Annotated in this window: 8 protein-coding genes and 2 pseudogenes; 9 read left to right on the top strand and 1 reads right to left on the bottom strand. The window is 41.6% G+C overall.

Annotated features, from left to right (window positions below):
• The 6 genes and pseudogenes from FJR73_RS02375 to FJR73_RS02400 all read left to right on the top strand — a co-directional run bounded on the left by FJR73_RS02375 (position 1) and on the right by FJR73_RS02400 (position 11,067).
• The gene (locus FJR73_RS02375; RefSeq protein ID WP_140833108.1) at positions 1–6,423 is read left to right on the top strand and encodes a ZmpA/ZmpB/ZmpC family metallo-endopeptidase; all 6,423 of its coding nucleotides are present in this window, start codon (positions 1–3) and stop codon (positions 6,421–6,423) included.
• Positions 6,424–6,483: 60 nt separating this feature from the next.
• Positions 6,484–8,205, top strand: coding sequence for an aminodeoxychorismate synthase component I (pabB, locus tag FJR73_RS02380; RefSeq protein WP_061759161.1), 1,722 nt, complete (start codon positions 6,484–6,486; stop codon positions 8,203–8,205).
• Positions 8,206–8,304, top strand: a pseudogene (locus tag FJR73_RS10320) (alpha/beta hydrolase); the annotation flags it as partial.
• Between the two features lie 58 nt (positions 8,305–8,362).
• Positions 8,363–9,049: pseudogene (locus FJR73_RS02390) on the top strand (excalibur calcium-binding domain-containing protein); the annotation flags it as partial.
• A gap of 117 nt (positions 9,050–9,166) precedes the next feature.
• The gene (locus tag FJR73_RS02395; protein ID WP_140833110.1) at positions 9,167–10,126 is read left to right on the top strand and encodes an ROK family glucokinase; all 960 of its coding nucleotides are present in this window, start codon (positions 9,167–9,169) and stop codon (positions 10,124–10,126) included.
• A 101-nt stretch (positions 10,127–10,227) separates the two neighbouring features.
• Positions 10,228–11,067, top strand: coding sequence for a thymidylate synthase (locus FJR73_RS02400; RefSeq protein ID WP_140833112.1), 840 nt, complete (start codon positions 10,228–10,230; stop codon positions 11,065–11,067).
• A 49-nt stretch (positions 11,068–11,116) separates the two neighbouring features.
• Here the strand turns inward: FJR73_RS02400 and FJR73_RS02405 are convergent, their stop codons facing one another.
• A complete protein-coding gene (locus FJR73_RS02405; RefSeq protein WP_001051777.1) occupies positions 11,117–11,287 on the bottom strand; it encodes a DUF3042 family protein in 171 nt (56 codons plus the stop codon).
• A gap of 120 nt (positions 11,288–11,407) precedes the next feature.
• Here FJR73_RS02405 and miaA point away from each other — a divergent pair, with 120 nt between their 5' ends.
• The 3 genes from miaA to FJR73_RS02420 are packed head-to-tail and all read left to right on the top strand — an operon-like array spanning position 11,408 to position 14,139.
• On the top strand, positions 11,408–12,292 hold the full coding sequence (miaA, locus tag FJR73_RS02410) for a tRNA (adenosine(37)-N6)-dimethylallyltransferase MiaA (RefSeq protein ID WP_140833114.1): 885 nt from the start codon (positions 11,408–11,410) through the stop codon (positions 12,290–12,292).
• Entirely contained in the window at positions 12,285–13,523 is a 1,239-nt protein-coding gene (gene hflX / locus FJR73_RS02415) for a GTPase HflX (protein WP_140833116.1), read from the top strand. The genes miaA and hflX overlap by 8 nt, the downstream gene beginning before the upstream one ends.
• Entirely contained in the window at positions 13,516–14,139 is a 624-nt protein-coding gene (locus FJR73_RS02420) for a cystathionine beta-lyase (protein ID WP_140833118.1), read from the top strand. Before hflX ends, FJR73_RS02420 begins: the two co-directional genes overlap by 8 nt.
• Positions 14,140–14,144 lie beyond the last annotated feature (5 nt).

The following is a 14,144-nucleotide window of genomic DNA, read 5'->3' on the forward strand; positions in this document are numbered from 1 at the left end:
ATGAGAAAAACAAAACAACAACTAGAAAAGATTACCAAATATTCGATTCGTAAACTAACTGTTGGGGTAGGTCCTGTAGCCATCGGGGCCTTCCTTTTTGGTGCTAGTCCCCTTTTAGTGGATAAGGTGCAAGCCAATGAAGTTGGCGGTGCTCATAGCGTTCATTACCGTTATTTGGCGGAGCAGGAATTGACCGAGTCTGAAAAAGCCCTGATTCACCATGAAGTTCCTACAGAATTTCAAGATGATGATATTCTTTATGTAGTTTATCGTAAGAAGGCGACTACCAGTCAACAACTTCCCTATACAGGAAGTAAGGAACTAGCTTTGGCAGGTCTTGGTTTGGCAACAGCCTCGCTAGCAGTCTTTTTGGTGTCCAAAAAAGGTCGCAAAGAGGTTCTAGGTGTTCTTTTGATTGGTTCTTTAGGAGCTAGCACCTTTGTACCTTACGGGACATTTGCATTTGAAAATAAAGAATTACTTTCTTATAACCAAACTATTTCAGCCTCTACACATGAAGGTTTGGCTGAAGGGATTATCCATATTGATGGCTATGAATACATTGGCTACTTTAAGGAAGCAGAACTCCATCCATCAAAACCAGCTTCATCTGAGAAGCCTCAGACTAGACAGGAAGAGAGCTTGGTGGAGATTCCGTTTGAAACGATCACAAGCCTAGATGCGAATCTAGCAGAAGGACAGACTCGTATCGTCACAGCTGGAGTAAATGGTAAGCGTCGCCTTGTAACCAAAGTATCGATGGTTAATGGTCAGGAAGTTAGAGAAGTCATCGAAGACCAAGTGGTTCAAAAACCTGTTTCGCAGGTTATTGCAGTCGGAACGAAGAAAGAGGTGCAACCTACTCCAAACCCACAAGCTGAACCAACTCATCAAGTAGCTAAAGGGACGCAAGAGGAAGGTAAGGAAGGTCAATCTTTAACGCAACCAAGCTTACCAGAGGCTCCAATCGAAGCAAAAGGAACCCAAGAGGAAGGCAAAGCAGGCCAAGCCTTAACGCAACCGGCCTTACCAGAAGCTCCAGTAGATGCCAAAGGAACCCAAGAAGAAGGAAAAGCAGGTCACTCTTTAATCCAACCGGCCTTACCAGAAGCTCCAGTAGATGCCAAAGGCACTCAAGAAACAGGCAAGGAAGGTCAGTCCTTAACGCAACCAGAATTGCCAGAAGCTAGGGTAGAGGCTAAAGGCACCCAAGAGGCAGGTAAGGAAGGTCAATCCTTAACGCAACCAGAATTGCCAGAAGCTAGGGTAGAGGCTAAAGGTACCCAAGAGGCAGGTAAGGAAGGTCAGTCCTTAACGCAACCAGAATTGCCAGAAGCTACAGTCGCAGTAAAAGGAACCCAAGAGGCAGGCAAGGAAGGTCAGTCCTTAACGCAACCAGAATTGCCAGAAGCTACAGTCGCAGTAAAAGGAACCCAAGAGGCAGGCAAGGAAGGTCAGTCCTTAACGCAACCAGAATTGCCAGAAGCTAGGGTAGAGGCCAAAGGCACTCAAGAGGAAGGCAAGGAAGGCCAATCCTTAACGCAACCAGAATTGCCAGAAGCTACAGTCGCAGTAAAAGGAACCCAAGAGGCAGACAAGGAAGGTCAGTCCTTAACGCAACCAGAATTGCCAGAAGCTAGGGTAGAGGCCAAAGGTACTCAAGAAACAGGTAAGGAAGGTCAATCTTTAACCCAACCTGCATTACCAGAAGCTACGGTAGAGGTCAAAGGTACACAAGAGGAAGGCAAAGCAGGCCAGTCCTTAACCCAACCCGAATTACCAGAGGCTACAGTAGAGTCTAAAGGAACTCAAGAGGCAGGTAAAGAAGGACAAGCTCTTGTACAAGAACAGTTACCTGAGTATAAAGTAACTGAGGGAACCCTTGTTGAAACATCAACTACAGACTTAGACTACAAAACTGAAACGATTGAGGATCCAACCAAGTATACGGACGAAGAAACTGTCGTAAGAAATGGTGAAAAAGGAAGTCAAGTTACTAAAACAACTTATAAAACAATAGAAGGTGTTAAAACTGATCAAGTTCTTTCAACTAGCACAGAAGTCACCAAGGAACCTGTTGACCAACAGGTAAGTCGTGGGACAAAACCAATTGAAGGAACTCTTGTAGAAGAAAGTCTGGAAAAGATTCCATTTAAGGAAGTTATTAAAGAAGATGACCAACTGAAAAAAGGCTTAGAAGTTGTAGCTCAAGAAGGGAAAGAAGGTCAGAAAAAAATCACCAAGACCTTTAATACCATCAAAGGAGTTAAAACAGAGGACGCTCCAAAAGTTACAGAGGAAATCATTGAGGCACCTCAAGACAAAATTTTGAAACGTGGTACAAAGAGTTTTGAAAAACCAGTATTGACCATCACAGCAGTTGAACCTAAAGATTTGAAGCGTACTTCAGATGTTAAATACAGTCTAGAAAATCCAAGTAAGGCGGCCATTAAATCTATCACCCTAACTCTGAAAAAAGGTGATGAGATTGTGAAAACCTTGAGTGTTTCACCTGACAACTTGACAGCTAGCCTGACAGATTTGCAGTACTACAAGGATTATAAACTTGAAACTAAGATGGTTTATGACCGTGGTGAGGGTGATGAGGAAGAAGTTCTGAAAGAAGAACCTCTAAGAATTGACCTCAAAAAAGTCGAAATAAAAAACATCAAAGAAACAAGCTTGATGAGTGTGGACGCTGACGGTAACGAAACAGATACTAGTTTGCTGACAGAAAAACCAGCTGATGTTGCTCCGCTTTACCTACGAGTGACAACTCACGACAACAAAGTTACAAGACTTGCAGTTGACAAGATTGAAGAAGTAGAAAAAGACGGAAAAACTTTATACAAAGTCACTGCCAAAGCACCTGATTTGATTCAACGTAATGCTGAAAACACACTTAGCGAAGAGTATGTTCATTACTTTGAAAAACAAAAAGCCAAAGAAGGTAATGTTTACTACAACTTCAACGAGCTTGTAAAAGATATGAAAGCTAATCCTAGCGGTGAGTTTAAACTTGGTGCAGATCTAAATGCAGCCAATGTACCAACTCCAAATAAAGAGTATGTTCCTGGTACATTTAAAGGTAAGTTATCAAGTGTTGACGGGCAACGTTATTCAATCCACAATATGTCTCGTCAATTATTTGGTGGTATTGAAGGTGGTTCAGTTAAAGATGTTAACTTGGCTAATGTTGATATTAATATGCCTTGGATTGACAATATTTCTGCTCTTGCTAGAACTGTCAAAAATGCTACGGTTGAAAACATTAAAGTAACTGGTAGTATCCTCGGTAGAGATGGAATTGCTGGTATTATTAATAAAGGCGATACTGGAGCTCAATTAACAAATGTTGCATTCATCGGTAATCTTACTGGTGTTGGTAACAGAGGTTGGGATTTCGGTGGAATTGCCGGAGAACTTTGGAAAGGTAATATAGATAAAGCTTATGTAGAAGCTAATATGGTAGCTAATAAAGCTCGTATCGGTGGTCTTGTTGCTAGAACGGACAACAGTGGCGACCCTAACGGAATCGGAAAATACGGAGCTGTACGTAATGCTGTTACAAAAGGAACTATTAAAGTAAAAGATCCTGTTGAAACAGGTGGATTCATCAGTAAAAACTGGGCATGGGGTAAAGTTGCTGACTCTGTATCTATGATGAAAGTTGAAAATGGTGAAGTGTTCTATGGATCTAAAGATATTGACGAAGATGGTGGATATTTCTCAAATAACGCATTAGAACGTAACTTCATCGTGAAAGATGTAAGTACAGGTAAGCGTTCATTTAAATTCTCTGTTTCTAACCGAATTAAAGAAGTTTCTCAAGAAGAAGCTGACCAGAAAATTGCAACTTTAGGAATTACAGCTAATGATTATGTTATCAATCCTCTTGTTTCAGACACACTAAATAATGTAAAACCAAAATCTGACACTTACAAAGATACTCAAGACTACGATGCATCTCGTGAGCTTGCTTACCGTAACATCGAAAAACTTCAACCATTCTATAACAAAGAATGGATCGTCAACCAAGGGAACAAGCTTGCAGCTAATAGTCCATTAATGACTAAAGAAGTCTTGTCTGTTACGGCGATGAAAGGCAATGCCTTTGTCACAGACCTTACAGATGCGGACCATATTTTTGTCCACTACGCAGATAAGACAAAAGACATCTTTACAATTTCACCGAAAGAATCTAAAGTTAAACAAGTGAAAGAATACAGTGTCGCTGAGCTTGGTGAAGTTGTTTATACACCAAATATGGTGGTTAAAGATCGTGCAGATTTAATCAGCGCTATCGAAAGCAAATTAAGCCCTGTTGAATTGCAATCTGACCCGATTTATCAACACTTGGGTAGAACTGGTGGTAACAAAGTCAATGCAATTAAGGACTTGTACCTAGAAGAAAGCTTCAAGTATGTGAAAGATAATCTTACTAAATTCGTTACGAAGTTAGTAGAAAATGAAGATCACCAGCTTAACACAGATGAAGCCGCTAAACGTGCCTTGATTAAGAAAATCGATGACAACAAAGCAGCAGTTCTTCTTGGTTTGTCTTACCTCAACCGTTACTACGGCGTTAAATTCGATGATTTTAACATTAAAGAATTAATGCTATTCAAACCTGATTTCTACGGTAAGAATGTTAATGTGTTAGACTTCTTGATTAAGATTGGTTCTAAAGAAAGTAACATTAAAGGTGATAGAACTTTAGAAGCTTATCGCGAAACTATCGGTGGAACTATCGGTATAGGTGAGTTAAACAGTTTCTTAGACTATAACATGCGTCTATTCACAAGTGATACTGACTTAAACGATTGGTTCATAAAAGCAACTAAAGATAATGTATATGTCGTTGAACCAAAAACAACAACTCCTGAATTTGCCGATAAGAAACACAGAGCATACGAAGGATTAAATAATGATGTTCACGGTAAGATGATTCTGCCACTTCTTAACTTAAAAGATGCTCACATGTTCTTAATCTCAACATATAACACTATGGCTTACAGTTCATTTGAGAAATATGGTAAGAACACAGCAGCAGAGCGTGAAGCATTCAAGAAAGAAATCGATAAAGTAGCAAAAGCTCAACAAAATTATCTAGACTTCTGGTCTCGTTTATCATTAGATAAAGTTCGTAACCAACTGCTTAAGAGCAACAACATGGTACCAACACCAGTACTAGATAACCAAAACTATCCAGAAGGTACTGACAAATACGGTCACACTAACAGCGGTAAAGATGTCGCTCCAGTTCGTGAATTGTACGGACCAACAGGTCGTTACCATGCTACTGACTGGCGTATGGGAGCTGTAGCTCGTATCTACGGTAATCCTTATAAAGATGATTCAGTTTTCTTCATGGTTACCAATATGATTAGTGACTTTGGTATCTCTGCATTTACTCACGAAACGACTCACGTAAACGACCGTATGGTTTACTTAGGTGGTTCAAGACACCGTGAAGGAACTGATTTAGAGGCATTCGCACAAGGTATGTTACAATCACCTGCTGAAACAAGTCCAAACGGTGACTTTAAAGCACTAGGATTGAACATGGCCTACGAACGTCCAAATGATGGAAATCAATGGTATAACACTAATCCAAACGACCTCACTTCTCGCGCTGAAATCGATCATTACATGAAAGGTTTCAATGATACGCTCATGCTTCTTGACTACCTTGAAGGTGAAGCCGTTCTTGATAAACAGGATAAAGCCTTAAATAGTGCTTGGTTCAAGAAAGTGGATAAAAAATTACGTAACGCTAATACGAAGAACCAGTATGATGAGGTTCGTGATTTGAATGCAGAAGAAAAAGAATATAACTTAACTTCTGTTAACGATCTAGTAGACAAGAATTTCATGACCAAGCACGGTCCTGGTAATGGTACTTATGACCCAACTGGATTTGGCTCTGCCTATGTAACGGTGCCTATCACTGCTGGTATCTATGGTGGTAATACAAGTGAAGGAGCTCCAGGAGCAATGTCATTCAAACATAACACCTTCCGTATGTGGGGTTACTTTGGATATGAGAAAGGCTTCCTAAATTATGCTTCTAACATGTTGAAAAATGAGTCTAAAAAAGCTGGTCATGCTACTCTAGGTGATGACTTTATCATTAAGAAAGTTTCTGATGGTAAATTTAATACTCTAGAAGATTGGAAGAAAGCATACTTCAAAGAAGTTGTTGATAAGGCTAAAGCAGGATTTAATGCTGTTGAAATCGATGGAACAACTTATAATAGTTACGATGAATTAAAACAAGCATTTGCTGCAGCTGTTGATAAAGATAAAGCAACTCTTAATAATGGCTCAGTTAAATTTGATAATACCGTATCACTTAAAGAGAAGCTCTTCAAGAAACTTCTTCAACAAACAAACAGCTTTAAAACTTCAATCTTTAAATAATTGAACTCTCTCATCTGCTTTGCGGATGAGGGTTTTCTTATTTTGTGCTATACTTAAGGTATGCATAGAAAAACAGTGATTGATTTTAGGGCTTTGGGGGAGAGATACATCTTTACCCAGCCCATTAAAGAGTTGAAAACGAGAAATGTAGCAGAAGTAACAGCCTTATTGGCACAAGTGGAAAGCTACCAAGAGCAGGGCTACTATGTGGTGGGCTATGTCAGCTACGAGGCTGCACCTGCTTTTGAGGAGAAATTAGCAGTTCACAAGGCTCCTTTATTGGACGAGTATTTGCTTTACTTTACTGTTCATGATAGGGTGGAAACATCCCTTATTCCTCTGATTTATGACGAGGTTAATTTGCCGTCTGATTGGCAGGAAGTAACGTCTGCAGCAAACTATGAAAAGGCTATTGCTCAGATTCACCATCATTTGCGGCAGGGAGACACCTATCAGGTCAACTATACCGTCCAACTCAAGCAAGATTTAAGCGCTAATCCTTTTGCCATCTACAATCGCATGGTGGTAGAGCAGGAGGCGGGCTACAATGCCTATGTTGAACATGACGAGATGGCAGTGATTTCCATGAGTCCAGAACTCTTTTTTGAGCAAAATGACCGTGAGTTGACAACGCGACCAATGAAGGGAACGACTCAGCGTGGCATGACTGACCAAGAAGACTTGGAGCAGGCCAGTTGGTTAGAGCAGGATCCCAAAAATCGCTCTGAAAATATGATGATTGTGGACCTCTTGCGCAACGATATGAACCGTATTTCTGAAGTGGGAAGTGAGCATGTGGAGCGTTTGTGTCAAGTGGAGCAATATTCGACTGTCTGGCAGATGACTTCGACCATCAAGAGTCAGTTGCGAGAGGATGTGGATTTGGTTACCATTTTTCGCTCTCTCTTTCCTTGTGGTTCCATAACGGGCGCACCGAAAATTGCGACTATGGAAATCATTAAGGACTTGGAACCACAACCGCGTGGAGTCTACTGTGGAACCATTGGTCTCTTGCTTCCAAATGGACGACGGATTTTCAATGTCGCCATTCGGACCATTCAACTGTATCAAGGGAAAGCCATCTATGGAGTTGGCGGAGGCATTACATGGGATAGCACTTGGGAATCTGAATACCGCGAGGTTCATCAAAAGGCAGCCGTTCTTTATCGTAAACAAGCTCGTTTCAAACTGATTACTACAGGGAAAATCAGCCAGAAGAACTTGTTGTTTGAGAATCAACATATAGAAAGGCTGAGAAAAGCTAGTCGATATTTTGCCTTTCCTTTTGATGCAGAAGACTTAAGACAAAAGATAGAGGAAGAGTGTCAGGCTTGTGATGCTAATCAAGATTACCGCTTGCGAATTTCTCTCAGCAAGTCTGGAGAGATAGAAGTCGATCGCCAAGTATTAACACCCCTTAGTACAAGCTTTTGTCAGGTCCAACTCTGCCTTCAGGAAGCCAATTTGCAGCAAGCCTTTACCTACTTCAAAACCACTCACAGACCGCATTTGAACCTAGGGGAACAAGAGAAGATTTACCACAATAAGTCAGGAGAACTGCTTGAAACCTCTATCGGAAATTTGGTTTTGAAAATCTCTGGTAAACTCTACACACCGCCTATCAGACTTGGTATCTTACCAGGAATTTATCGTCAGCACTTGCTGGAAACAGGACAGGTAGAAGAGAAAGTCTTGACTTTAAAAGACTTAGCCCGAGCGGAAGCTATTTACGGCTGTAATGCAGTGAGAGGTTTGTATGAATTAAGACTTGAGGAAAACTAGGTGAAACTGATATTTTTACACGGGTTAGGGCAGTCAGCAGAGAGTTGGAAAGAAGTTCGGAATAAAACGAAGGATAGGCTTACAAAGACTCTTGAATTGCTGAAATAAGTTTGATAAAATAATATTGAAAACGATATCATAATTATGGGAGAAAGAAATGAACAAACGTCTATTTTTAAAAATGAGTCTGGCTACCCTGCCAGCTTTAGCCTTGTTTTCACAACCTGTGTTAGCAGAAGAAAACGTTCATTTTTCTAGTTGTAAGGAAGCTTGGGCGAATGGATACTCGGATATTCACGAGGGAGAACCAGGATATTCTGCCAAGTTAGACCGTGATCATGATGGTGTGGCTTGCGAATTGAAAAGTGCTCCTAAGGGTGCTTTTAAAGCAAAACAAGCGGCTACAACTCAAACTGATACAAATTCATCCACAGCAAGTGGTTGGGTTAAGCAGAACGGTGCTTGGTACTATTTTAATGGAAATGGAAATCTAGTGAAAAATGCTTGGCAGGGAAGCTATTACCTTAAAGCCGATGGTAAAATGGCACAGAGCGAATGGATTTATGACTCTTCTTATCAAGCTTGGTATTATTTGAAATCAGATGGTTCTTATGCAAAGAATGCATGGCAAGGAGCTTACTACCTTAAGTCAAACGGTAAAATGGCACAAGGTGAGTGGGTTTATGACTCTTCTTATCAAGCCTGGTATTACTTGAAATCAGATGGTTCTTATGCTCGCAATGCATGGCAAGGAAACTACTATTTGAAATCAGATGGCAAAATGGCTAAAAATGAGCGAGTTGATGGAGGTCGCTACTATGTAGATGCCTCAGGTCTCTGGAAACCATAAGTTGGAATAAAATCTAGAAAGTTAATGCAAACCTTTGCATAAACGATTAGTTTTTGTTATACTAATACTGTAAGCATTTTCAATTAATTCATAATGAAAAAGGAGAATATGATGAGTCAAAAGATTATTGGGATTGACCTTGGTGGAACTTCTATCAAATTTGCAATCTTGACAACAGCAGGAGAAATCCAAGAAAAATGGTCTATCAAGACTAATATTTTGGATGAGGGAAGTCATATCGTTGATGATATGATTGAGTCTATTCAACATCGTTTGGACTTGCTTGGATTGGCAGCAGCAGACTTCCAAGGTATTGGAATGGGATCACCAGGTGTGGTTGACCGTGAAAAAGGAACAGTTATTGGTGCCTACAACCTAAACTGGAAAACCCTTCAACCAATCAAAGAAAAAATGGAAAAAGCCTTGGGCATTCCATTCTTCATCGATAATGATGCTAACGTGGCAGCTCTTGGTGAGCGCTGGATGGGGGCTGGTGATAACCAACCAGACGTTGTCTTTATGACACTTGGTACAGGTGTTGGTGGTGGTATCGTCGCAGAAGGCAAATTGCTTCACGGTGTGGCTGGTGCAGCAGGTGAGCTTGGCCACATCACTGTTGATTTTGACCAACCAATCGCATGTACTTGCGGTAAGAAAGGTTGCCTTGAGACAGTTGCTTCAGCAACAGGTATTGTCAACTTGACTCGTCGTTATGCCGATGAATACGAAGGCGATGCAGCCTTGAAACGCTTGATTGATAATGGAGAAGAAGTAACTGCTAAGACTGTCTTTGACCTTGCAAAAGAAGGAGACGATCTTGCCTTGATCGTTTACCGTAACTTCTCACGTTACTTGGGTATTGCATGTGCCAACATTGGCTCGATCCTAAACCCATCAACAATTGTTATCGGTGGCGGTGTGTCAGCTGCAGGAGAATTCCTTCTACAAGGTGTTCAAAAGGTTTACGACGAAAATACCTTCCCACAAGTACGCACAACAACTAAATTGGCTCTTGCAACTCTAGGAAATGATGCTGGAGTGATTGGTGCTGCATCACTTGTCTTGCAATAAATAAACATAAAAAGGAGAAAATTGCTTTCTGTAAGCGAGTGATTTTCCTCCTTTCTTTTTTTATGCTATACTAGTTAAGACAATAATTGAGGTGAGAGTAAATGACAAAAGCAGACACGATTTTTAAAGAAAATATCGAGCGAATCTTGAATGAGGGTGTGTTTTCCGAGCAAGCTCGTCCTAAGTACAAGGATGGAACAGTGGCTAACTCTAAGTATGTAACGGGTGCTTTTGCCGAGTATGACTTGGCAAAAGGGGAATTCCCCATCACGACCTTGCGTCCCATTGCCATCAAATCCGCCATCAAGGAATTGCTCTGGATTTACCAAGACCAGTCCAACAGCCTAGAAGTGCTTAATGACAAGTACAATGTTCATTATTGGAATGACTGGGAAGTGGGAGATACAGGAACCATTGGTGAGCGCTATGGGGCTGTTGTTAAGAAACACGACATCATCAACAAGCTTCTCAAACAGTTGGAAGTTAACCCTTGGAACCGTCGCAATATCATCTCCCTTTGGGATTACCAAGCTTTTGAGGAGACAGACGGCCTTCTTCCATGCGCCTTTCAGACCATGTTTGATGTCCGTCGTGTAGATGGGGAAATCTATCTGGATGCGACTTTGACCCAGCGCTCGAATGATATGCTGGTGGCCCACCACATCAATGCTATGCAGTATGTGGCTCTTCAAATGATGATTGCCAAGCATTTTGGCTGGAAGGTTGGGAAGTTCTTCTACTTCATCAACAACCTCCATATCTATGACAATCAATTTGAACAAGCTCAGGAATTGCTTCGTCGTGAGCCTTCAAACTGTCAACCACGTTTGGTCTTGAATGTTCCAGATGGGACCAATTTCTTTGATATTAAAGCAGAAGATTTTGAGTTGGTGGATTATGACCCTGTTAAGCCGCAGTTGAAGTTTGACTTAGCTATTTAAAAGAATAGGAAAAAGAAGTTGAGAAATAAATCCCAACTTCTTTTGTTGCTTAACGTGATACGCGACGACGAGCTGCTTTTTTACGGTTTTCTTCGATGAAAGCTGCTTTTTGCTCTTCTGGTTCGATTACTTTCTTTTTAAATGCGTATACTGCACCTGCAAGTGCAGCGACAGTTCCTGCGACACCTGTTACAAGACCTTTAGCGAATCCTTTAGCCATGAGTCTTCCTCCTTTATATTCTCAATCAGCCAGCCTCCTCAAGAGGTCACATTTTTCTGACTGACCTTTTTGTGTTATAATAATAGTAACGAAAAAATGGGAATTTTTCAAGGAAAAAAGATGAAAACAAAAATAATTGTGATTGTTGGACCGACTGCTGTTGGAAAAACAGCCCTTGCCATTGAAGTGGCCAAGCGTTTTAATGGCGAAGTGGTTAGTGGAGATAGCCAGCAAGTCTATCGAGGACTTGATATTGGGACGGCTAAGGCTAGTCCAGAAGAGCAGGCAGCTGTTCCCCATCATTTAATCGATGTTAGAGAGGTAACCGAGTCTTACTCGGCTTTTGATTTTGTTTCAGAAGCTAAGATGGCTATTGAAGATATTCACAGCCGTGGTAAGCTAGCCATTATCGCTGGTGGAACTGGGCTTTATATCCAGAGCTTGTTAGAAGGCTACCATCTGGGTGGAGAGACCCCCCATGAGGAGATTTTGGACTATCGAGCTAGTTTAGAGCCTTATACAGATGAGGAATTAGCTCATCTTGTGGACCAAGCAGGTCTTGAAATTCCCCAGTTTAATCGTCGTCGTGCGATGCGTGCCTTGGAAATTGCCCATTTTGGTCAGAATTTGGAAAATCAAGAGACCTTGTATGAACCATTGATTATCTGCTTGGATGATGAGCGCAGTCAATTATATGAGCGTATCAATAACAGAGTGGACCTGATGTTTGAGGCTGGGCTTTTGGATGAGGCTAAGTGGCTCTTTGACCATTATCCAGATGTGCAGGCTGCTAAAGGAATTGGTTACAAGGAACTCTTCCCCTATTTTCGCGGAGAGCAGACCTTGGAAGAAGCCAGTGAGAGTCTCAAACAGGCTACCCGTCGTTTTGCCAAGCGTCAGCTGACCTGGTTCCGTAATCGCATGCAGGTCACCTTTTATCAGATCGGAGAGTCTGGTGTAAAAGATCGCATTTTAAGCCAGATAGAGGAGTTTTTAGATGATTGATACGGAGAAAAAAGAGGAGCGAGTCCTGCTAATTGGTGTTGAGCTACAAGGCATGGATAATTTTGACGTCTCCATGGAAGAGTTGGCCAGTCTGGCTAAGACAGCTGGGGCAGTTGTTGTAGATAGCTACAGACAAAAACGTGAAAAGTATGACTCCAAGACCTTTGTCGGCTCTGGTAAGTTGGAAGAAATTGCGCTCATGGTGGATGCAGAAGAGATTACTACTGTCATCGTTAACAACCGTCTGACTCCACGGCAAAATGTCAATATAGAGGAAGTTTTGGGTGTCAAGGTCATTGACCGTATGCAGTTGATTTTGGATATCTTTGCCATGCGGGCTCGAAGCCATGAAGGCAAACTTCAAGTCCACCTAGCTCAGCTCAAGTACCTCCTACCTCGTCTAGTCGGTCAAGGTATTATGCTCAGTCGTCAGGCAGGGGGAATTGGTTCCCGTGGACCTGGTGAAAGCCAGCTGGAGCTGAACCGTCGTAGTGTTCGCAATCAAATCACAGATATAGAGCGTCAGCTCAAGGTGGTTGAGAAGAATCGGGCGACTGTCAGAGAAAAACGTCTGGAGTCTAGCACCTTTAAGATTGGTTTGATTGGTTACACCAATGCTGGGAAATCAACTATCATGAACACTTTGACCAGTAAGACCCAGTATGAGGCTGACGAGCTCTTTGCGACTCTGGATGCGACGACTAAGAGTATTCATCTAGGGGGCAATCTTCAGGTAACTTTGACAGATACCGTGGGCTTCATCCAAGATTTGCCGACAGAGTTGGTGTCTAGTTTCAAATCAACCTTGGAAGAAAGCAAGAATGTGGACCTTCTGGTTCATGTCATTGATGCCAGCAATCCTTACCACGAGGAACATGAGAAAACAGTTCTTTCCATCATGAAAGACTTGGACATGGAGGATATTCCTCGCCTGACCCTTTATAATAAAGCGGATTTGGTGGAGGATTTTACGCCGACCCAAACGCCTTATGCCCTCATTTCTGCCAAGGCTGAGGATAGTCGTGAGAATTTGCAGGCACTATTTTTAGAGAAAATCAAGGATATTTTTGAATCTTTTACTCTGCGCGTGCCTTTTTCTAAGTCCTACAAGATTCATGATTTAGAAAGTGTTGCGATTTTGGAAGAACGTGATTATCAGGAGGACGGAGAAGTCATTAGAGGCTATATTTCTGAGAAAAACAAATGGAGGTTAGAAGAATTTTATGACTGATATTAAAACTTTAGCTCTAAAGTATGGAGGTTATACAAGTCTGGATAAGGTCTATCTGGATCAACTTCTAGCTGGTAAAACAGAGCAAGAGCAGTTGGCACTGATCACTCCTCCACCTAGCGTGGTCAATGCCTACTTTGCAGAACTCTACCAGAAAAAGAGTCCTGAAGCAGCGACGGATTATTTTGCGGAACTCAGTCAGGAACTGAATTTCTACAATGTTGAGCCAAGTTTCACTCTCGAAAACAAACCTTTTATTCGTCTTAATCTGTCTGGTAAATCCTTTGGTTTTTGTTATGAGAGTGAGGGACTGGGTCGGATTTTCTCTGAAAATGAAGAGAAAATTTCGGATGACTTGCTTTTTGAAATTGCGCAAATTTTCCCCCATCAACTGGTCTTTGAAGAGTCTGGTAAGATTTACATGAAGGCTGTTGTAGATGAGGAAGTTGTTAGCGTGGAAAGTCTGACAGCTTTGACTGATTTGGAAAGCTTGGCTGATGGTCACAAACGTCTTAAAGGCTACAGCCAAGAGGATTTACTGCAAGAAGCCACAGCTTTTTCTGGCAAGCGCTATTTCCGATCGGAAAACCGCACAGCTATGTTATATATTGATTAATTAGA

It is taken from the genome of Streptococcus sp. D2 (assembly GCF_006385825.1).
GTDB classification, from domain to species: domain Bacteria; phylum Bacillota; class Bacilli; order Lactobacillales; family Streptococcaceae; genus Streptococcus; species Streptococcus shenyangsis.